This is a genomic window from Kitasatospora sp. NPDC043950, from assembly GCF_056435345.1.
Genome location: NZ_JBWKER010000038.1, coordinates 77,680 through 97,874 on the forward strand (window position 1 = coordinate 77,680; position 20,195 = coordinate 97,874).

General features: G+C 71.4%; 16 protein-coding genes. 8 read left to right on the plus strand and 8 right to left on the minus strand.

Annotated elements, in window-relative coordinates; translation table 11 throughout:
• Window positions 1–23: 23 nt before the first annotated feature.
• The 3 genes from AC07BF_RS24850 to AC07BF_RS24860 all read right to left on the minus strand — a co-directional run bounded on the left by AC07BF_RS24850 (window position 24) and on the right by AC07BF_RS24860 (window position 4,543).
• Window positions 24–1,085: a BMP family lipoprotein gene (locus AC07BF_RS24850; protein ID WP_363580226.1), complete on the minus strand. Its 1,062-nt coding sequence runs from the start codon at window positions 1,083–1,085 to the stop codon at window positions 24–26.
• A gap of 431 nt (window positions 1,086–1,516) precedes the next feature.
• A complete protein-coding gene (locus AC07BF_RS24855; RefSeq protein WP_478333935.1) occupies window positions 1,517–2,770 on the minus strand; it encodes an amidohydrolase in 1,254 nt (417 codons plus the stop codon).
• 183 nt (window positions 2,771–2,953) lie between these two features.
• Window positions 2,954–4,543, minus strand: a complete 1,590-nt coding sequence (locus tag AC07BF_RS24860) for an acyl-CoA mutase large subunit family protein (protein ID WP_400811301.1) — start codon at window positions 4,541–4,543, stop codon at window positions 2,954–2,956.
• Window positions 4,544–4,683: 140 nt separating this feature from the next.
• On the opposite strand from AC07BF_RS24860, the gene AC07BF_RS24865 reads away from it, so the two are divergent.
• Both AC07BF_RS24865 and AC07BF_RS24870 read left to right on the plus strand, forming a co-directional pair.
• Window positions 4,684–5,439 (plus strand): SDR family oxidoreductase, encoded by a 756-nt coding sequence (locus AC07BF_RS24865; protein WP_363580220.1) that lies wholly within the window; start codon window positions 4,684–4,686, stop codon window positions 5,437–5,439.
• A 436-nt stretch (window positions 5,440–5,875) separates the two neighbouring features.
• Window positions 5,876–6,313, plus strand: coding sequence for a 2-oxo-4-hydroxy-4-carboxy-5-ureidoimidazoline decarboxylase (locus AC07BF_RS24870; RefSeq protein ID WP_387817637.1), 438 nt, complete (start codon window positions 5,876–5,878; stop codon window positions 6,311–6,313).
• A 43-nt stretch (window positions 6,314–6,356) separates the two neighbouring features.
• Here the strand turns inward: AC07BF_RS24870 and AC07BF_RS24875 are convergent, their stop codons facing one another.
• Complete coding sequence (locus tag AC07BF_RS24875) at window positions 6,357–7,136, minus strand: hypothetical protein (RefSeq protein ID WP_363630723.1); 780 nt, start codon at window positions 7,134–7,136, stop codon at window positions 6,357–6,359.
• A 254-nt stretch (window positions 7,137–7,390) separates the two neighbouring features.
• Between AC07BF_RS24875 and sdhC the strand changes: the two genes are divergently transcribed.
• From sdhC to AC07BF_RS24895, 4 genes are read left to right on the plus strand one after another with little or no spacing between them, the layout of a single operon-like run.
• Window positions 7,391–7,771, plus strand: a complete 381-nt coding sequence (gene sdhC / locus AC07BF_RS24880) for a succinate dehydrogenase, cytochrome b556 subunit (protein ID WP_063349043.1) — start codon at window positions 7,391–7,393, stop codon at window positions 7,769–7,771.
• 8 nt (window positions 7,772–7,779) lie between these two features.
• Complete coding sequence (locus AC07BF_RS24885; RefSeq protein WP_350877244.1) at window positions 7,780–8,271, plus strand: succinate dehydrogenase hydrophobic membrane anchor subunit; 492 nt, start codon at window positions 7,780–7,782, stop codon at window positions 8,269–8,271.
• A 54-nt stretch (window positions 8,272–8,325) separates the two neighbouring features.
• A complete protein-coding gene (gene sdhA, locus AC07BF_RS24890) occupies window positions 8,326–10,068 on the plus strand; it encodes a succinate dehydrogenase flavoprotein subunit (RefSeq protein ID WP_063349041.1) in 1,743 nt (580 codons plus the stop codon).
• The gene (locus AC07BF_RS24895) at window positions 10,068–10,841 is read left to right on the plus strand and encodes a succinate dehydrogenase iron-sulfur subunit (protein WP_350877240.1); all 774 of its coding nucleotides are present in this window, start codon (window positions 10,068–10,070) and stop codon (window positions 10,839–10,841) included. The genes sdhA and AC07BF_RS24895 overlap by 1 nt, the downstream gene beginning before the upstream one ends.
• A 66-nt stretch (window positions 10,842–10,907) precedes the next feature.
• Here AC07BF_RS24895 and AC07BF_RS24900 read toward each other — a convergent pair whose 3' ends face one another.
• Both AC07BF_RS24900 and AC07BF_RS24905 read right to left on the minus strand, forming a co-directional pair.
• A complete protein-coding gene (locus AC07BF_RS24900) occupies window positions 10,908–12,560 on the minus strand; it encodes a hypothetical protein (protein ID WP_363580216.1) in 1,653 nt (550 codons plus the stop codon).
• Window positions 12,561–12,651: 91 nt separating this feature from the next.
• Window positions 12,652–12,909, minus strand: coding sequence for an SCO4848 family membrane protein (locus AC07BF_RS24905; RefSeq protein ID WP_063349038.1), 258 nt, complete (start codon window positions 12,907–12,909; stop codon window positions 12,652–12,654).
• Between the two features lie 141 nt (window positions 12,910–13,050).
• Here AC07BF_RS24905 and AC07BF_RS24910 point away from each other — a divergent pair, with 141 nt between their 5' ends.
• Entirely contained in the window at window positions 13,051–14,262 is a 1,212-nt protein-coding gene (locus tag AC07BF_RS24910) for a D-alanyl-D-alanine carboxypeptidase family protein (protein ID WP_478333936.1), read from the plus strand.
• 22 nt (window positions 14,263–14,284) lie between these two features.
• Here AC07BF_RS24910 and AC07BF_RS24915 read toward each other — a convergent pair whose 3' ends face one another.
• Entirely contained in the window at window positions 14,285–15,232 is a 948-nt protein-coding gene (locus AC07BF_RS24915; RefSeq protein ID WP_363580212.1) for a YihY/virulence factor BrkB family protein, read from the minus strand.
• Between the two features lie 54 nt (window positions 15,233–15,286).
• Window positions 15,287–16,285, minus strand: a complete 999-nt coding sequence (locus AC07BF_RS24920; RefSeq protein ID WP_363580210.1) for a glycosyltransferase family 2 protein — start codon at window positions 16,283–16,285, stop codon at window positions 15,287–15,289.
• A gap of 134 nt (window positions 16,286–16,419) precedes the next feature.
• Here AC07BF_RS24920 and AC07BF_RS24925 point away from each other — a divergent pair, with 134 nt between their 5' ends.
• Window positions 16,420–19,992, plus strand: a complete 3,573-nt coding sequence (locus AC07BF_RS24925; RefSeq protein WP_478333937.1) for a bifunctional glycosyltransferase/CDP-glycerol:glycerophosphate glycerophosphotransferase — start codon at window positions 16,420–16,422, stop codon at window positions 19,990–19,992.
• Window positions 19,993–20,195 lie beyond the last annotated feature (203 nt).

The following is a 20,195-nucleotide window of genomic DNA, read 5'->3' on the forward strand; positions in this document are numbered from 1 at the left end:
GGTGCGTCCGGGACGCGCGGGCCTTACTGGGCCGGCGCGGTCGGGACGGTGGTGGCGCCGGAGGTGATCGCCGTGGCGGCGGCCTTCAGCTTGTCCTGGATGTCGTCGAGCTTGCCGCCGGTGGTGGCGAGCGAGACGCCCTCGGCCTTCAGGTCGAAGAGCTTGATGCCGGTGAACGGCTGGCCCTTCTTGATCGACTCGATGTAGGAGAAGACGGCGTTGTCGACGTTCTTCACCATCGAGGTGAGGATGCTGTTCTTGTACTTCGCCAGGGCCGGCTGGGCGGCCTGGTCGGAGTCGACGCCGATGGCGTAGGCGCCCGGCTTGTTGGCGACGGCCTCGATGGCGCCGTTGCCGGAGGAGCCGGCGGCGGCGTAGATGACGTCCGCGCCCTTGTCGAGCTGGCCCTGCGCGGCCTCCTTGCCCTTGTCGGGCGAGTTGAAGCCGGTGAAGTCCGGAGGCGTGGTCAGGTAGGTGGTCTCGACCTGGATGTTCGCGTCGACGGACTTCACACCCGCCTTGTAACCGGCCTCGAACTTCTTGATCAGCTCGGTCTGCACACCGCCGATGAAGCCGACGTGCTTGGACTTCGACTTGTTCGCGGCGGCGACGCCGGCGAGGTACGAACCCTCCTGCTCGGCGAAGACCAGCGAAGTGACGTTGGACGGCTGGTCCTTGTCGTTCGAGTCGATGATCGCGAACTTGACGTTCGGGTTGTCCTTGGCGACCTTGTCGACCGCCTGCTGGTAGACGAAGCCGACCGCGATGATCGTCTTGTAACCGCCGTCGATCAGGTTCTTGAGGCGGGTCTCCTTGTCAGCCTCGGCCTCACCGGTCTTGGCGTCGGCCTCGGTGACCGCGACGCCGAGCTCGGCCTTGGCCTTGTCGAGACCGCGGGCGGCGGAGTCGTTGAACGACTGGTCGCCACGGCCGCCGATGTCGTAGGCCATACCGACCTTGATCGAGCCGTCGCCCGAACCGGAGGAGGTGTTGCTGTCAGTGCTCTTTGCGCCGCAAGCGGCGAGCGAGGCCATGCCCAGGGAACCCGAGAGCACAACCGCAGCGAGCTTCATTGAACGGCGCAAGGGAGTATCTCCTTCTCACACGCACCTGATTAGCGTGGTCGGACGCCACCGTAACGCGCGTAGAACACGGTTGGGTTACGGGGTGCCGGAGCATTCGGGTTGTTATCAAACCGTGGTCTCACGGTCTTCCCGAGGCCCTATTTCCCGTGCGCGGACGGTGATCCAAAGCTGGTTTTGCGGCTCAGTCTACGGAACCGTTCGATTAGCTCGGATGGCGGTAAACCGGCCGGTCACCCCGATGGGGTGCCGACCGGTCGTCCGGGGGGTCGCCCGAGGGGGCGTTCACACGGTGCCCGAGGAGATGTCCGGGGACGGCGTGCGCCGCTCAATCCCGCGGCCCAGTCCTGCTGTTCGGTTTCCGCGGCTCGGTCCTGCGGCTGGGTCCTGCCGTTCGGTTTCCGCAGCTCAGTCCCGCGGCTCAGTCCCGCAGCTCAGTCCCGCGGCTCGTCCAGGGCGAGCGCCGCGAACAGCTCCACGCCGATCCCGATCGCGCGCTCGTCGGCGTCGAAGCGGCCCTGGTGCAGGTCGCGGACGGTGGTGTCACCGGGGGCGCGGACGCCGAGCCGGGCCAGCGCGCCCGGGGCGTGCTCCAGGTACCAGGAGAAGTCCTCGCCGCCCAGGCTCTGCTCGGTGCTCTCCACCACCCGCGCGCCCTCCCGGCCGAACCGGTCGGTCATCGCCGCGTCCAGCAGGGCGACCGAGACCGCCTCGTTGACCACCGGCGGCACCCCCCGGTGGTAGTCCAGCGTCCACTTCGCCCGGTAGGTCTCGGCCAGCTTGGCGATCAGCTCGTGCAGCAGGTCGGGCGCCTCGCGCCAGCCGTCCAGCTCCAGGCAGCGGACGGTGCCCTCCAGTTCGGCGTGCTGCGGGATGACGTTGGACGCGGAGCCGGAGGCGATCCGGCCCCAGACCAGGCTCACGCCCCAGCGCGGGTCCATCCGACGGGCCAGCGCGCCCGGCAGGTCGGCGGCCATCCGGGCGACCGCGGTCACCAGATCGGTGGTCAGGTGCGGGCGGGCGGTGTGCCCGCCGGGGCCGTCCAGGTGCAGCACCAGGCGGTCGCAGGCCGAGGTGATCGCCCCGGTGCGCAGGGCGATCCGGCCCACCTCCACCTTGGGGTCGCAGTGCACCGCGAAGATCCGGCCGACGCCGTCCATCCCCCCGGCCTTGATCACGTCCAGCGCACCGCCCGGCAAGACCTCCTCGGCCGGCTGGAACACCAGCCGGACGGGGCGGCGCAGTTCGCCGGTGCGGACGGCCTCGGCCAGCACCAGGGCGGTGCCGAGCACCACCGCGGTGTGCACGTCGTGGCCGCAGGCGTGGGCCCGGCCGGGGACGGTCGAGCGGTACGGCACGTCGGTCTTGGCGTCGTCGATCGGCAGCGCGTCGATGTCGGCGCGGAAGGCCAGGAACTCGGTGCCGGGGGCGGTGCCGGCCGGGACGACGTCGACGATCAGGCCGGTGCCGCCGGGCAGCACCCGGGGGCTCAGGCCGGCCGCCACCAGCCGGTCGCGGAGCAGGCCGGTGGTGCGGAACTCCTGGCGGCCGAGCTCCGGGTGCCGGTGCAGGTCACGGCGGAAGGCGATCAGCTCGGACTCCAGCCCCCGGACCCGGGCGCGCAGTTCGGCGGCGGGGCGGGCGGTGGCCAGAGTGGCGCCCGGCTGAGCGGGCTCAGGACGGTTCATCTCAACAAGGGTAGGCCTGTTGGGGGGATTTGGCCCGACTTCTGGAAAACTAGTCCCCGGATGGGCGCATACCGGCCGAACAGGTGGGTATGACATCTCATTTCAGCCGCCTTCCCCGGTTGCTTGCCCTGTGCAACGATCACCCGGAGCGGCGGTCACGGCCGCCCCAATCTTGACGTGACGTCAGAAGCGCTCCACCGGGGCGTACACGCCCCACACCTCCCGCAGGGCGTCGCAGACCTCGCCGACGGTGGCCCGCGCGGCCAGCGCCTCCTTCATCGGGTACAGCACGTTCCCCGTCCCCTCCGCGGTGCGGCGCAGCCCGTCCAGCGCCCGGGCGACGGCCACGCGGTCCCGCCCGGCGCGCAGCCGGGACAGCCGCTCGACCTGCTGCCGCTCGACCGCCGGATCCACCCGCAGCGGCCGGTACGGCTCCTCGGCGTCCAGCCGGAAGCGGTTGACGCCGACCACCGTCCGCTCGCCGGAGTCGGTCTCCTGCTGGAGCCGGTAGGCGGTGCGCTCGATCGCGGCCTTCTGGAAGCCCCGCTCGATCGCGGCCACCGCGCCGCCCAGCTCCTCGACCCGGGCCATCAGCGCCAGCACGGCGGCCTCCACCTCGTCGGTCAGCGACTCGACCGCGTACGAGCCGGCGAACGGGTCGGCGGTGGCGGTCACGTCGGTCTCGTGGGCGAGCACCTGCTGGGTACGCAGGGCGAGCCGGGCGGCCTTCTCGGTGGGCAGCGCGATCGCCTCGTCGAAGCCGTTGGTGTGCAGCGACTGGGTGCCGCCGAACACCGCGGCGAGCGCCTGCACCGAGACCCGGACCAGGTTCAGCTCGGGCTGCTGGGCGGTGAGCTGCACCCCGGCGGTCTGGGTGTGGAAGCGCAGCATCCACGAGCGCGGGTCCTTCGCGCCGAACTCCTCCCGCATCACCCTGGCCCAGATCCGGCGGGCGGCACGGAACTTGGCCACCTCCTCCAGCAGCGTGACCCGGGCCACGAAGAAGAACGAGAGCCGGGGGGCGAAGTCGTCCACCGCCATCCCGGCGGCGATCGCGGTACGGACGTAGGCGATGCCGTTGGCCAGCGTGAAGGCGATCTCCTGCGCCGGATCCGCCCCGGCCTCGGCCATGTGGTAGCCGGAGATGGAGATGGTGTTCCAGCGCGGGATCTCCGCCCGGCAGTACCGGAAGACGTCCGCGACCAGCCGCAGCGAGGGCTGCGGCGGGAAGATGTACGTGCCCCGGGCGATGTACTCCTTCAGCACGTCGTTCTGGACCGTGCCGGTCAGCCGGGCCGGCGCCACCCCCTGGGCCTCGCCGACCAGTTGGTAGAGCAGCAGGAGCAGGGCGGCGGGCGCGTTGATGGTCATGGAGGTGGACACCCCGCCCAGCGGGATGCCGTCGAACAGGACGGCCAGGTCCTCGACGCTGTCGACGGCCACGCCCACCTTGCCCACCTCCCCGGCGGCGAGCGGCGCGTCCGAGTCGTAGCCCATCTGGGTGGGCAGGTCGAAGGCCACCGACAGGCCGGTGCCGCCGCCCGCGATCAGCTGCCGGTAGCGGGCGTTGGACTCGGCGGCGGTGCCGAAGCCCGCGTACTGGCGCATCGTCCACGGCCGCCCGGCGTACATCGTCGGGTAGACGCCCCGGGTGTACGGGTACTCCCCCGGCCGGCCGAGTCTGCTCGCCGGATCCCAGTCGGCCAGCGCCTCCGGGCCGTACAGCGGCTCGATCGGGAAGCCTGACTCGGCGCGGCGCGGCTCGGCTGCCATGAGGTCCCTCCACGGGATCGGCGGGGGCATCGGTCGGTCCTCGCAATGTAGGACAGGACCCGGAGCGGGACCGGTCGGCGCGGGCGCGGACGCGGTTGAGATGATCGGGTGAACGACCGGATGAGCCCCAGGGAGTGGCAATGACCGAGCAGAAGGTGGCCGTGGTCACCGGTGCCAGCAGCGGAATCGGCGCGGCGACCGCCCGCCGGCTGGCGGCCGAGGGCTTCGACGTGGTGCTGACCGCCCGGCGGACCGAGCGGATCGAGGCGCTGGCCAAGGAGATCGGCGACGGGGGCGGTTCGGCCAGGGCGGTCACGCTCGACGTCACCGACCGGGCCGCCGTGGACGCCTTCGCGGCCGAGGTGGGCCGGGTCGACGTGCTGGTGAACAACGCCGGCGGGGCGATCGGCGCCGAGACGGTCGAGCACGGCGACCCGGCCGACTGGCGGGCCATGTACGAGGTGAACGTGCTCGGCGTGCTGCACGTGACGCAGGCGCTGCTGCCGGCCCTGCGGGCCACCGGCGACGGCACCGTGCTGGTGCTCTCCTCGACCGCCGCGCTGGCCGCGTACGAGGGCGGCGGCGGGTACGTCGCGGCCAAGCACGCCGCGCACACCATCGCGGCGACGCTGCGCCTGGAGCTGTGCGGGGAGCCGATCCGGGTGATCGAGATCGCCCCCGGCATGGTGAAGTCCGAGGGCTTCGCGGTCACCCGCTTCCGCGGCGACGAGGAGAAGGCCGCGGCCGTGTACGCCGGCGTGGCCGAGCCGCTGACCTCGGAGGACATCGCCGACACCGTGGCCTGGGCGGTCACCCGCCCCCCGCACGTCAACATCGACCTCCTGGTCGTCCGCCCCCGCGCCCAGGCCGCCAACCACAAGGTCCACCGCGGCTGACGGCGGTCGGATCCACCGGCGACCCGGCCACCCCGTACGCCTCTGGCGAGCCTCGCCAGAGCCACCCTCCTGAGGCGGGGGTGCCGGGTCAACAGATGCCGGATTAACGGATGAATGTGGGGAGGGCGCTGACACAAAGATGTCAACGTCACAACTTGATAGCTCGTCCGGATGAATTCCGCGCGCGCCCTCCCCAACTGATGACCGCTCAACTACCTTTGAGGAGCTGCCCGACCGGCGCCGCGACGCCGCCCGCAGCCCCCATACTTCAGCTGCTTCACCCCACCCCACTTCACCGGCACCTTCCCGCCCTCACGAGGAGGACCCGCTGGCCAGCGACGTCCCACCACAGCGGCTCGATCCAAGCTCCGAGCCGACCCTCCTCGGGCTGCACCGCTTCAACGAAGCCGATGCCGGCGCCGCCGAGGAGGCCCTCCTGGCCTGCTGCGGCAGCCACCGCTGGGCCCTGCGGCTCACCGCGCACCGGCCCTACCCCGACATAGAGTCCCTGCTGGCCGCCGCCAGCGAGGCCTCCTACGACCTCCGCCCGGCCGACCTGGCCGAGGCGCTCGCCGACGAGAGCTGGATGCCGCAACCGCTGCTCGGCATGCGGGCACCGGGCAGCCAGGCCGCGCACACCGCGCTGCGGGCCGCCCACGCCGCGTACGAGGCCAGGTTCGGCCACGTCTTCGTGGTCTGCCTGGAGGGCGTGGCCCCGGAGGAGATGCTCGACACCGTGCTCTCCTCGATCCGCACCCGGCTGGCCAACGACCCCGACGAGGAGCGGCTGATCTCGGCGGACGAGCTCCGCCGGATCTCCCTCACCCGGCTGGAGCACCTGGTCGCCACCCATTCGGAGGCCGGGGCGCGCTGAGCCGCCGACTCCTCCCCCATCCCGCCCACTCCCTCTCCGCCCGCTACTTCTTCTTCGCCTGCGCGGCCCGCAGCTTGGCCACCTGCTGCCGGACGATCACCTCGTCCGGCGCGGTGGCCGGCTCGGCGGCGACCCCGAAGGTGGTGAACACCGCGAGCGCCGGCCCGATCCGGGCCAGCACCGCACGCTGCGAGAGCACCGCGCTCCCCGATTCATTCGTCAGGGTGAATCCGAGCGCGGCGTCCGCTCCCCCGGGGGTGGGCGTGTCCTCACGGTTCAGCCGGTGCCTGGTCCGGATCGGCGCCCTCTTCCCCGGCTTCTCGGCCGGCGGCGCCGGGGCCATCGAGGTGAACGCGGCACACGGGCCGAACAGCTTCTCCAGCTCCGCCTGGAGCACGGCCGCCCGCCCCGTCCGGTAGCCGAGCAGCCCGCCGTACACGCCGCCCCTGGGGTCGGCGGCCCGGGCCACGCTCAGGTCCGTCTCCGCGTACGGGTAGCCCGGGGCCTGGGCGGCCGGCGAGGCAGAGGCGGCCGGGGTGGCCGGGGTCACCGCGTCCAGCAGCGGCTGGCAGGCCGGGACGTCCGCGACCTCCCGCCCCGCGCCCGCCCCGGTGTCGCCGTGGCCGGGCGTCATCACCGTCACCGTGTAGCCCGCCCCGAGGTCGGCGTCGGCCACCGCGGCCGCCCGCAGCTCGGCCGCGGACAGCTCGCGGCCGGGCCCGGCCCGGTCCGCGGAGGAGCCGCCGACCGCGGTGCAGCCCGTGGCGAGCATCAGCAGGGCCGCGAGGGCGGCGGCGGGCGGTCGGACGGGGCGAAGCGGCACGGGGGCCTCGGCAGGGTGTCGGCGGCGGAGCGGGCCGCCACCGTAACGCAGCCGAGCAGTCACCCAGAGCGACCAAAGTGCCGCCGGTTCCCGTCCGGCTAGGCCAGTCGTGCCTGATTGATCACACCTGAGACCCCCGGAGGCGGTTCGCGACGCGGCGTCGATAGGATGCTGGCGGCCGGTGGACCGTACCTGGCCGGGCTGACCGACACCGAAGCCGGCCGAGCCCCCAATCGCTTCCGGAGGGTTTTTCCGTGCCGGCTGGAACGCTGTACCGCGGCCGGGAAGGCATGTGGAGCTGGGTGGCTCATCGAGTCACCGGCGTCCTCATCTTTTTCTTCCTGTTCGCCCATGTCCTGGACACCGCTCTGGTGCGCGTGTCGCCCGAGGCGTACGACACCGTCATTCAGACGTACAAGACTCCTCTCGTGAACCTGATGGAGTACGGCCTGGTGGCCGCCATCCTGTTCCACGCCCTCAACGGCCTGCGGGTCGTCGCCGTGGACTTCTGGTCCAAGGGCCCGAAGTACCAGAAGCAGATGCTCTGGACCGTCGTGGCGGTCTGGGTCGTGCTGATGGCCGGTTCCTTCTACGGGATCCTGCAGCACACGCTGATCTCCTGGTTCGGGAAGTGAGCTGACACATGTCCACGGAATACTCCGACGCGCTGGTCGTCCCCTCCGCGCAGGCGCACACCGGCAAGGGCCTCGGCACCGGCAACCCGGCCGACGCGTTCGTCATCGAGCCGCCGCGCAAGCGGACCCCGAAGACCCCGCGCCGCACCCGCACCAACTTCGAGATGCTGGCCTGGCTCTTCATGCGCCTGTCCGGCATCGTCCTCGTGGTCCTGATCCTCGGCCACCTGCTGATCATGCTGGTGCTCGACGGCGGCGTCTCCAAGATCGGCTTCGCCTTCGTGGCCGGCCGCTGGGCCTCGCCGTTCTGGCAGGTCTGGGACCTCACGATGCTCTGGCTCGCCATGCTCCACGGCGCCAACGGCATGCGGCAGGTCATCAACGACTACGCCGAGAAGGACTCGACCCGGCTCTGGCTGAAGGGGCTCATGGGTACCGCCACGGTCTTCACCGTGCTGCTGGGCACCCTGGTGATCTTCACCTTCGACCCCAACATCTGACGACAAAGCATCTAATCGGCAATCGGCAGAGGCCAGAGGCGAGTTAGAACCCCCATGCAGATTCACCAGTACGACACCGTCATCGTCGGCGCCGGCGGCGCCGGCATGCGCGCGGCCATCGAGTCGACGCAGCGCACCCGCACCGCCGTCCTGACCAAGCTCTACCCCACCCGGTCCCACACCGGCGCGGCCCAGGGCGGCATGTGCGCCGCCCTCGCCAACGTCGAGGAGGACAACTGGGAGTGGCACACCTTCGACACGGTCAAGGGTGGTGACTACCTGGTCGACCAGGACGCCGCCGAGATCATGTGCAAGGAGGCCATCGACGCCGTCCTCGACCTGGAGAAGATGGGCCTGCCCTTCTCCCGCACCGAGCAGGGCCGGATCGACCAGCGCCGCTTCGGCGGGCACTCCCGCAACCACGGTGAGGCCCCCGTCCGCCGCTCCTGCTACGCGGCCGACCGCACCGGTCACATGATCCTCCAGACGCTGTTCCAGAACTGCGTCAAGCACGGCGTCGAGTTCTTCAACGAGTTCTACGTCCTCGACCTGCTGATCAACGAGGGCAAGACGGCCGGCGTCGTCGCCTACGAGCTGGCCACCGGCGAGATCCACGTCTTCCAGGCCAAGTCCGTCGTGTTCGCCTCCGGCGGCACCGGCAAGTTCTTCAAGGTCTCCTCCAACGCCCACACCCTCACCGGTGACGGCCAGGCCCTGGTGTACCGCCGCGGCCTGCCGCTGGAGGACATGGAGTTCTTCCAGTTCCACCCGACGGGCATCTGGCGCATGGGCATCCTGCTCACCGAGGGCGCCCGCGGCGAGGGCGGCATCCTGCGCAACAAGGACGGCGAGCGCTTCATGGAGCGCTACGCCCCCGTCATGAAGGACCTCGCGTCCCGTGACGTCTGCTCCCGCGCGATCTACACCGAGATCCGCGAAGGCCGCGGCTGCGGTCCGGACGGCGACCACGTCTACCTGGACCTGACCCACCTGCCGCCGGAGCAGCTGGACGCCAAGCTCCCGGACATCACCGAGTTCGCCCGCACCTACCTCGGCATCGAGCCCTACACGGACCCGATCCCGATCCAGCCCACCGCGCACTACGCCATGGGCGGCATCCCGACCAACGTCGAGGGTGAGGTGCTGCGCAACAACACCGACGTCGTCCCGGGCCTGTACGCGGCCGGCGAGGTCGCCTGCGTGTCCGTGCACGGCGCCAACCGCCTGGGCACCAACTCGCTGCTGGACATCAACGTGTTCGGCCGTCGCGCGGGCATCGCCGCCGCCGACTACGCCAACGTGCACGAGTTCGTCGAGCTGCCCGAGAACCCGGCCGAGAAGGTCCAGGCCCTGGTCGACGGCCTGCGCGAGGCCGCCGGCACCGAGTCCGTGGCGCAGATCCGCAAGGAGCTGCAGGAGACCATGGACGCCAACGCGATGGTGTACCGCACCGGCGCCACCCTGAAGCAGGCGGTCGAGGACATCGCCGCGCTGAAGGAGCGCTACAAGAACGTCTCGATCCAGGACAAGGGCTTCCGGTACAACACGGACCTCCTGGAGGCCGTCGAGCTGGGCAACCTGCTCGACCTGGCCGAGGTGCTGGCCGTCTCCGCGCTGGCCCGCGAGGAGTCGCGCGGCGGCCACTACCGCGAGGACTTCCCGACCCGTGACGACGTGAAGTTCATGCAGCACACCATGGCGTACCAGGAGGTGGCCGCCGACGGCAGCACCTCCATCCGCCTCGACTACAAGCCGGTCGTCACGACCCGCTACCAGCCGATGGAGCGTAAGTACTGATGAGCACTCCTACCGTGGAGAAGCACTCGGCCGCTCTGGACGCGGTCGAGGCGGGCGGCGTCGAGCTGATCACCGTCACCTTCCGGATCCGCCGGTTCAACCCGGAGGAGCACCCGGACCCGGTGTGGGTCGACTACCAGCTGACGCTGGACCCGAAGGAGCGCGTTCTGGACGCGCTCAACAAGATCAAGTGGGAGCAGGACGGCACCCTCACCTACCGCCGTTCCTGCGCGCACGGCATCTGCGGCTCCGACGCCATGCGGATCAACGGCCGCAACCGGCTGGCGTGCAAGACCCTGATCAAGGACGTCAACCCGGAGAAGCCGATCACGATCGAGGCCATCAAGGGCCTCACGGTCCTCAAGGACCTGGTCGTGGACATGGACCCGTTCTTCCAGGCGTACAAGGACGTCATGCCGTTCCTCATCACCGAGGGGAACGACCCGACCCGCGAGCGCCTGCAGTCCGCCGAGGAGCGCGAGCGCTTCGACGACACCACCAAGTGCATCCTGTGCGCCGCGTGCACGTCGTCCTGCCCGGTGTTCTGGAACGACGGCCAGTACTTCGGCCCGGCCGCGATCGTGAACGCGCACCGCTTCATCTTCGACTCGCGCGACGAGGGCGCCGAGCAGCGCCTGGAGATCCTCAACGACCGTGAGGGCGTGTGGCGCTGCCGCACCACCTTCAACTGCTCCGAGGCCTGCCCGCGCGGCATCGAGGTCACCAAGGCGATCCAGGAAGTGAAGCGGGCGCTGGTCACCCGCCGCTTCTGATCCCCACCTGACACGGCGAAGGCCCCCGTCCGATCGGATGATCGGACGGGGGCCTTCGCCGTGGGCTCAGCGCAGCGCGCCGAGGTCCTTCGGGGCGGACCAGCCGCTGAAGGTCACCAGGTGCCGGTCGGCGGTCACAGCCCACAGGTCCGGCGTGCCGTCCCCGTCACCGTCGCCCGAGCTGCCGAGGGTCGGATAGGCGGCGGTGGTGAAGCCGGTGGCGACCACGTTCGCCTTCGGGTCCGCGAGCGCGGAGAAGTCGAGCAGTCCGTTCGACTTCTTCGAGACCGGGTAGGCATGCAGGTCGCCGGTGGCCCGGTCGCGCGCCCACAGGATGAGGTTGCCGGCTGCGTCCGCGCCGGGGGCGATCAGGTCGTAGCCGCTCCAGTCGCCGGTGGTGGCGATGGGCTGGGCGGCGACGTAGCTGCGGGAGCTGTCGACATAGGCGTAGAGCTTGCCGTGCTCGACCGAGACGAGAACCGGCAGGGACGGCCGGGCGGCACCGAAGCGACCGCCGACCGGGACGAGCTGGTCGGCGCCCGACCAGTCCGCGGCGTAGTCGCCGGGGCAGGTGATCGACTCCCCGGCCGAGTCGATGCACTGGGACGGCTTCCCCGCCAGGGTGGGGTTCTGGCCGCTGAAGTCGCCCTGGTGCCCGTTGGCGTAGACGTACAGGAACTGCGGGTTGCCCTTGGGACGCACCAGCAGGTCATCACCGGGGCCGTGGGTGTTGGCCCAGCCCCGGTGCAGCACCAGGTCGTCCTGCCAGCCGGCCCGCAGCGGAGCGAGCGCGCCCGGGATGGTGGAGCTCGGAGTGGCGTCCGTCGCACCGGCGCTGATGATCTGCAGGTTGCCCTGGGCGTCCGGGAGCAGGATGTCGGGCACACCGTCGCCGTTGACGTCACCCGGGGCGGCCGGCTTGGGGCGCGAGTCCCAAGGAGCGTAGAAGGTGTAGGTGGTCGGCTGGCCGACGTTTCCGGCGTTGTCCATCGCCTGGACGGTGAGGACGTTGGTGCCCCAGTCCTTGGGCTTGAGGGTGAGCGCGGCACTGCCGTCGGCGCCCGCCTTCACGGTGTGCGCGGAGGCGCAGTCCCAGCCGACGCCCAGGGTGCCGTTCAGCACGTACTGGTAGCAGGCCACCCCGGAGGCCGCGCCGCCGGCCGGCGCGGCGTCGGTGCCCTTGAGGGTGAAGATGCCGTTCTCGCCCGCGTACTTGCCGGGCGCGGTGCCCGAGCCGCTCTCCGGGAAGTCGGTGGAGGAGACGGACAGGCCCGGACGGGTGAGGTCGACCCGGAAGTGGCAGGTCGCGGTCGGCTCTCCGGTACCCGAGGAGTCCGCGGACCAGGCCTTCCACGAGTAGCTGTGGCCGTCCGCCAGGCCGCTGGTGGGGAGCTTGGCCGTGCCGGCGCTGGTGTCGGTGGTGGTGTCGACGATCTGGTCGTGGCCCGGGGTCGAGTCGTCCCAAACCGCGAAGCGCACCTGTGCGGAGGTGGCGGTGACGGTCAGCGCAGGGTTCGCGACCCCCAGCCAGCCGGGGGCGGTGGTGTCGTCACAGGCGTCGGTGTGCAGGCCCGTGGCGGCGAAGCCCGGTGCGGGCAGTGCCTTCGGGTCAGTGACTGCCGTTCCCGGTACCGCAGCCGCCCCCGGTGCAACCAGCAGACCGGCCGCGAGCGCCGCTGCGGTGACCCCGCCGAGTCTGCGGGCATGCCGAAGTGTCATGGAAGTACCCCACCCCTTTGATCGAGAGATCTCGTTACGTGTACGAGCGGTGAGGATCTTTCCAGTGGGGACCGACAGCGGCAACGGAGATTCAGTCGGTGGCCGGGGTGCGGCGGGTGGCGCGGAGGCCGCGCAGGCCGATGGCGCCGACGGCGATGCCGAGGAGGAAGGAGGTGACGGCGAGGAGGAGGTGGATCCAGAAGAAGGCGGTGGGCTGGGAGTGGTCGCCGTTGGTGAAGGCCTGGCCGCCGGAGTCCTTCCAGAGGTTCTTGACGAAGGTGGTCCAGATGATGATCGACCAGACGCCGAAGGCGGTCAGGAACCAGGAGGTGCGGCGGCTGAGCTTCATGGGGGTCCTCGGCGGGGTGTGGGGGCGGGGTGCGTCCCCCAGTATGCGCGGACCGCCGATCGGCGTAGGGCGGGCCCCTCGTACGGAGGACCGGCCCGGTGTGGCGCACAGCGGATGCCCCGGAGTGGGTACGGTCTGCGCGTGTCCACACGTCGTCAGAAATTCGCGCATCTGTTCGTCACGACCGCCGCGGTCCTCCCGGCCCTGCTCGCCGCCCCGGGGGCGGTCGCTGCCCCGCAGGAGCCGCCCCCGGCCGCTTCCGCGGTCGGCGGCGAGCGGCTCGGGCGCTCCGGGATCCAGGTCTCGCCGCTGGCCGGAGCCCCGGCCCTGCCGAGGGACCTCACCGGCCAGTCCTGGATAGTCTCCGACGCCACGTCGGGCGACGTGCTGGCGGCCAGCAACCCGCATCTGCGGCTCGCCCCGGCCAGCACCCTGAAGATCCTCTTCGCCGACACCGTGCTGCCCAAGTTCGACCGCAACACGGTGCACAAGGTCGCCGACGAGGAGATCCTCGGGATCGGTGAGGGCAGCAGCCTGGTCGGCATCAAGGAGAACCTGGACTACCGGGTCGAGGACCTGTGGCGCGGGGTGTTCCTGAGCTCGGGCAACGACGCCGTGCACGTCCTGGCGCACATGAACGGCGGCGTGGAGCAGACCGTCACCGAGATGCAGTCCCGCGCCGACGCCCTCCAGGCCCGGGACACCCGGGTGATCTCCCCGGACGGCTACGACATGGACGGGCAGCTCTCCTCGGCCTACGACCTGTCGCTGTTCGCCCGGGCCGGCCTGCGCAACCCCGACTTCCGGATGTACTGCGCCACCCGGCAGGCGATGTTCCCGGGCGCGGTGGACAAGAACACCGGCCAGCGCGGCAGTTTCGGGATCGCCAACACGGACCGCCTGCTGGGCAAGTACCCCGGCCTGATCGGGGTGAAGAACGGTTTCACCACCAACGCCGGCTCGACCTTCGTCGGCGCCGCCGAACGCAACGGCCGCACCCTGCTGGTGACCGTGATGCACCCGGACAGCTACCAGAAGGTCTACGACGAGACCGCGGCCCTGCTGGACTGGGGCTTCGCGGCGGCCGGCAAGGTGCAGCCGGTCGGCAAGCTGGTCGACGAGCTCCCGCCGGACGGCGAGCCCTCCGGCCAGGCCGGCGGCACCGCCGGCGCGCCCCCGCCGCACTCCACCCCCGCCACCCGGCCCGGCACCGCCCCCACTGCCGCCCCGGCCGCCGCCGAGGACGACGGGCTCGGCCTCGGCGGCTGGCTGGCCGTCGTGCTGGTGACGGCCGCGGCCGGCTACGGGGTGCTGGTCCTGCGGCGCGGCCGCCGCGGGGCCTCCGGCTGGTGACGGCCGGACGGACGGCCCGGCCTCAGGGTTCCTCCCGGGGCCGGGCCGCCGTCGTGTCCGCGGCCGCCTCCGCCTCGTCGGCCGCCGCCAGCAGCGCCCGGGCGTGCTCCCGGGTGCGCTCCCGGGCGGCCACCGGATCGGCCATCGCCGTCCAGGCCACGCAGTACATCAGCAGCCGGGAGACGAAGTTGATCCACAGCAGCAGCGCCACCGGCACGCCGAAGGCCCCGTACAGGCTCTTCCCGGCGACGGAGCCGAGGTAGGAGGCGAGCAGGACCTTCAGCAGCTCGAAGCCGACCGCGCCGATCAGCGCGCCCTGCAGCACGTCGCGCCGGCGCTGGCCGCCGATCCCGGGGAACGGCGCCAGCAGGTAGGCGAAGAGCAGCGTGTCGCACGCTATGGCGACGAGCACGCCGACCCCGGTCAGCAGGTAGCCGCTGGGCAGGCCGGTCCAGTCGGCGATCCGCCCGGCCAGCGTCGTCCCGGCGGTGGAGACGCCCACCGAGATCAGCGACACCACGCCGAGGCCGCCCAGCACCGCGCAGTCCCAGCCCTTGCGCAGCACCACGTTGGTGTCGTCGTCGGGCAGCTGCCAGACGTCCCGGATCGAGGTACGCATGGTGTCCACCCAGCCGAGGCCGGAGACCAGCAGCAGCGCCCCGCTGACCAGTCCGACGGCGCCCGCGTTGGCCACCAGGGACGGCAGGTTGAGCGCCTCCGAGATGCCCGGCAGCTGGTCGGAGATGTGCTTCTGCAGGTCCGCGACCTGGCTGCTGCTGAGCGTCGAGACGGCGATCGCCAGGCCCACCGTGAGCAGCGGGAACAGGGCGAGGAAGCCGAAGAAGGTGACCGCACCGGCCAGCCGGTTGCCCCGGGCCGCGGAGAAGTGCTCGTACACCCGGTACGGGCGGCTGCGCAGCACCCACGTGACGAGCGGGCCGATGACCGGGAGGCGGGTCAGGAAGTCCACCCGACCGGTTATACCGGCCCGTCCTCCGAATGGCCGTCAGGCTCGGCGCAGATTCTAGCGTTTCACCAGGCGGCGGGCCCGGGCGAGGGCGCGGACGGCCTGGTAGGCGCCGTAGCGGCCGTGGCTGAGCAGTTCGGTGCGCACGCCGTCCACGCCGGGCGGCGGGCGGTAGCCGGCCGGCCGGAGCCGGGCGCAGTGGGCGGCGGCGCGGCGGAAGTACTCGCGGCGGTCGCCGGGCGGGATCCGGCCGGGCTTGGAGACGACGGTGTTCAGGTGGTGCAGCATCCGGCCGTAGACGACCGGGCGCCAGTGGTCGAGGTCGGGGCGGTGGTCCAGGAAGGCGAAGACCAGGTCGTACTGGGCGAAGACGTCGAAGTGCTTGCGGCTGGCAGTGGCCAGGATGTTGCCGCCCTCCTGGCGCTGGCGGTAGTGCACGCCGACCTCGTCGAGCAGGGTGATCCGGGCCGCGGCGAGCAGCACCGGGTACGTCCAGGGGGTGTCCTCGTAGTAGCCGGCCGGGAAGACCAGCTGCTGGGCGGTGACGAAGTCGCGGCGGTAGGCCTTGTTCCAGACCACCTGGAGCAGGTCGAGCAGGTCGGGACGGGCGGCGAGGTCGAAGACGTCCGGGGAGGCGGCGCCGAACACGTGGGCGGAGGCGGCCCGGGTGATCCGGCCGTCGGCGTAGGTGCGGGCGTAGTCGTAGACCAGGACGTCCGGGTCGCCGGTGGCGGCGAGCCGGTCGTCGACGCTCTTGAGCAGTTGGGGGGTGAGCGTGTCGTCGCTGTCGAGGAAGATCACGTAGTCCCCGGTGGCGACCTCCAGGCCGGCGTTGCGGGCCCGGCCGAGGCCGACGTTCTCGGGCAGGTGCAGCACCCGGATCCGCGGGTCGGCGGCGGCGGCCTCGTCGAGCATCGGGCCGCAGCCGTCCGGGGAGCGGTCGTCCACCGCGATCAGTTCGAGGTCGGGGCCGCCCTGGCCGAGCACCGAGTCGAGACACTCGGCGAGGTAGTCCTCAACCTGGTACACGGGGACGATCACGCTGAAGCGGGGCACGGGCCCAGCGTAGTGGCCCCGAAGGGCCCCATGGCCCGGAGGTAGGATCGGTGCGCACGTACGCACCGATCCAAAGTGCGGTCAGGCCCTCACCGGGCTGCCACGCTCCTTCCCGAGAAAGGCCTGCGTAGCCGATGGCTCCCCGCCTCTCCATCGTCGTTCCGATCTACAACGTCGAGCGTTACCTGGTCGAATGCCTCGACTCGATCGCCGCCCAGACCTTCACGGACTTCGAGTGCGTCATGGTCGACGACGGTTCGAAGGACGACAGCGCGGCCCTCGCCGAGGCGTACGCGGCCAAGGACTCGCGGTTCCGGCTGGTCCGCCAGGTGAACAAGGGCCTCGGCGCGGCCCGCAACACCGGCATCCGGCACATCGACCCGGACGCCGAGTTCCTGTGCTTCGTCGACAGTGACGACTCGATGCCGCCGAGCGCGTACGAGCTGATGATCAACACCCTGGACGAGACCGGCTCGGACTTCGCCACCGGCAACGTGCTGCGGTTCCGCGCGGTGGGCTACTACCAGTCCGGCGGGCACTCGAAGCCGTTCAGGGAGACCAAGCTCAAGACGCACATCACCGAGATCCCGGCGCTGGTCACCGACCGCACCGCGTGGAACAAGGTGTACCGCCGCTCCTTCTTCGACGCGGCCGGCATCCTCTACCCCGAGGGCATCCTGTACGAGGACGCGCCGGTCAGCGTGCCGCACCACTACCTCGCCAAGAGCGTGGACGTGCTCTGCGAGCCGATCTACCACTGGCGCGAGCGCGAGGTCGGCGAGATGTCGATCACCCAGATGCGCACCAACCCCAAGGGCCTGATCGACCGCGTCACCTCGGTCGAGCTGGTCCGCGGCTGGCTGCGCAAGCAGACCGATCCGCGCTTCGCCCAGTACCTGCGCTCCTACGACGAGAACACCCTCGTCGAGGAGATCCCGATGTTCTTCTGGTCCGTCGTGGACGGCGACAAGGAGTACCGGGACGCCTACGTCAAGAACGTCAGCCGGCTGCTGCGGGCGATCGGCCCCGAGCAGGTCCGCAAGCTGCGGGCACCGCTGCGGCTCAAGTACCACCTGACCCTCCAGGGCCGGATCGACGAGTTCGTCGAGCAGATCAAGTACGAGGGCGAGAGCAACGGCGGCGTCCAGGCCCGCGGTCTGCTGCGCCCGTACGCCGACTACCCGTTCCTGCGCGGCGGGCGCAAGAGCGTGCCGTCCGGCGTGCTCAAGCTGGACAACTCGCTGGTCATGCGCAGCCGGCTGTACGAGACGGCCTGGGTCGGCGGGCGGTTGCAGCTGACCGGGCACGCGTACCCGGAGCAGCTGGGCGCGGCCGGCAAGCACGACATGGTCCGCACCCTGGTGCTGCGCGAGGCCAAGGGCCGCCGGGTGATCGCGGTGCCGATGAAGACCCAGTACAGCCCCGAGGCCACCGCCAGCTGCCACCACGACCTGTACAGCTGCGACTGGGCCGGCTTCACCGTCGGCGTCGACCCGAAGAAGCTCAAGCACCGCGGCCAGTGGAAGGACGGCAACTGGCGCGTCCTGGTGGCCGGCGCGGGCAAGGGCGGCGTCTACAAGGGCCGGGTCTGGGCCGGCTGGAGCGACACCGCGCAGTACATCCCGGCGCACTGGGTCGAGCCGGACGTGCGGATCGTGCCGTGGGTCCGGGACGGCTCCGTCTACCTGCGGGTGGAGACGGTCAAGGCCCGGGTGACCGGCCTGGCTTCGCACGGCGGCCGGGTCGAGGTGTCGGGCGCGGCCCGCTCCGGCTCCAGCTTCGCCGGGGCCCGGCTGCGGCTCACCCACGTCGAGTCCGACCGCGAGCTGGCCTTCCCGCTGGAGCTGGGCGCGCCGGTCGGCAGCCTGCAGCCGTTCAGCGTGTCCTTCCCGGCGGCCGAGCTGACCGCCGTCCGCGAGGCCTGGGCCGAGCTGGACCCGGTGGCCGCCGAGCGAGGCCGTGACCGCTGGGACACCGCGCTGCTGCTGGCCGACGGCAGCACCGTCCCGGTGACCTGGGACGACCGCAACGCCCCGGCGCAGCTGCACCTGCCGCTCAACCCGGACGCCCCGGCCGACCAGCGCCGGGCGCTCTACTCCAAGCCCTCCCCCAGCGGGTACCTGCAGTTCTCCGACCAGCTGCTCCAGCCGGTGGTGGACGAGGTCTCCGCCCGCGGCGCGGACGGCTTCCTGCTCAGCGGTTCGTTCCCGCTGTCCGGCGCGCACCGCTGGGAGCTGGTGGTCCGCCACGACTGGCGCGAGGAGGAGCACGTCTACCCGGTGGAGATCGCGGACGGACGGTTCCGGACCGCGCTGCCCGCCGTGCCGACAGCCTCCTTCGCCGGCCGGGTGCCGCTCGCCCAGGGCACCTGGAACGTCTTCTTCCGCCCGGTCGGCGCCGTGGCCGAGGAGCTTCCGAGCTCGTACGCGCTGATCTCGCCGGACTGCTTCGGCGCGATGCCGCTGGAGGTGGAGTCCCGGGGCAAGCGCATCGTGCTGGAGCGCCGCCACCACGACGGCCTCTCCCTGGAGTCGCACTCGGCGCTGCTGCCGGAGGAGCGCAGCGGCTACCGGCTGCGCCAGCTGCGGTTCGTCGACTACCCGAACGCCCGCCGGCACCCGGTGCGCGACACCGTGCTGTACAACGTCGGCCTCGGCGGCCTGTACGCCGACTCGCCGCGGGCGGTCCACGAGGAGCTGGTCCGCCGCGGCCTGCCGCTGGAGCACCTGTGGGGCAGTGACGACCTCCAGGCCGATCTGCCGCAGTCGGCGAGCGCGATCCGGCTGTGGAGCCCGGAGTGGTTCGAGGCGCTGGCGACCGCCAAGTACATCGTCACCAGCACCCACCTGCCCGACTTCTTCGTCCGCCGCCCCGGACAGGTGGTCCTGCAGACCTGGCACGGCAGCCCGCTGAAGCAGATCGGCCTCGATTTCGAGAAGGTCTGGTTCACGGATGCGAACTACCTGAAGGGCCTCGCCCGGGAGGTGCCGAGCTGGAGTCTGCTGGCGGCCGGCAACAGCTGGTCGGCCCCGATCCTGCGACGCGCGTTCGATTACAAGGGCGAGATCCTCGAAAGCGGTTCGCCCAAGAATGACCTGCTCTTCGCGGCCGACCGGGAGAAGACCGCCGAACAGGTGCGCGAAAGGCTCGGCCTGCCCGAGGGCAAGAAGGTCGTGCTCTACGCGCCGACCTGGCGCGAGGACCGGCGCCGGCCGAACGGCGGGTACCAGCTGGACCTGCGGCTCGACCTGGCGGCGGCCAAGGCCGCGCTCGGCGACGACCAGGTACTGCTGGTGCGCCGGCACAGCATGATGTGCGGTCAGATCCCGGGCGCCGGCAACGGCTACATCTGGGACGTCGGCAGCTACCCCGACATGGCGGAGCTGCTGCTGATCGCCGACGTGCTGATCACCGACTACTCCGCCAGCGTGTTCGACTTCGCCGCGACCGGCAAGCCGATCCTGTTCTTCACCTACGACCTGGAGCACTACCGCGACAACCTGCGCGGCTTCAGCCTGAACTTCGAGGCGGAGGCGCCCGGCCCCCTGCTGGCCACCTCCGAGGAGCTGGTCGACGCGCTTGGCCGGGTCGGCGAGGTCGCGGCCGAGTACGCCGACAAGGCCGCCGCGTTCCGCACGGCGTACTGCGACCTGGACGACGGCAAGGCCTCCGCCCGGGTGGTCGACGCGATGCTCCGCGCGGAGTAGCACCGAGTAACATCGAATAGCACTGAGCAGGACGGGGTAGCCCGGGGCATCCCCGAGAGCCCCGCAGAGGGGGGGGGGGGGGGGGGGGGGGGGGGGGGGGGGGGGGGGGGGGGGGGGGGGGGGGGGGGGGGGGGGGGGGGGGGGGGGGGGGGGGGGGGGGGGGGGGGGGGGGGGGGGGGGGGGGGGGGGGGGGGGGAGGGGGG

What these genes read in the sequence shown, in the direction of transcription:
- AC07BF_RS24885 (WP_350877244.1), top strand. Translation starts at nt 7,780, where the DNA reads ATGTCCACGGAATACTCCGACGCGCTGGTCGTCCCCTCCGCGCAGGCG.
- AC07BF_RS24905 (WP_063349038.1), bottom strand. Translation starts at nt 12,909, where the DNA reads ATGAAGCTCAGCCGCCGCACCTCCTGGTTCCTGACCGCCTTCGGCGTC.
- AC07BF_RS24895 (WP_350877240.1), top strand. Translation starts at nt 10,068, where the DNA reads ATGAGCACTCCTACCGTGGAGAAGCACTCGGCCGCTCTGGACGCGGTC.
- AC07BF_RS24925 (WP_478333937.1), top strand. Translation starts at nt 16,420, where the DNA reads ATGGCTCCCCGCCTCTCCATCGTCGTTCCGATCTACAACGTCGAGCGT.
- sdhA (WP_063349041.1), top strand. Translation starts at nt 8,326, where the DNA reads ATGCAGATTCACCAGTACGACACCGTCATCGTCGGCGCCGGCGGCGCC.
- AC07BF_RS24860 (WP_400811301.1), bottom strand. Translation starts at nt 4,543, where the DNA reads ATGGCAGCCGAGCCGCGCCGCGCCGAGTCAGGCTTCCCGATCGAGCCG.
- AC07BF_RS24865 (WP_363580220.1), top strand. Translation starts at nt 4,684, where the DNA reads ATGACCGAGCAGAAGGTGGCCGTGGTCACCGGTGCCAGCAGCGGAATC.
- AC07BF_RS24855 (WP_478333935.1), bottom strand. Translation starts at nt 2,770, where the DNA reads ATGAACCGTCCTGAGCCCGCTCAGCCGGGCGCCACTCTGGCCACCGCC.
- AC07BF_RS24900 (WP_363580216.1), bottom strand. Translation starts at nt 12,560, where the DNA reads ATGACACTTCGGCATGCCCGCAGACTCGGCGGGGTCACCGCAGCGGCG.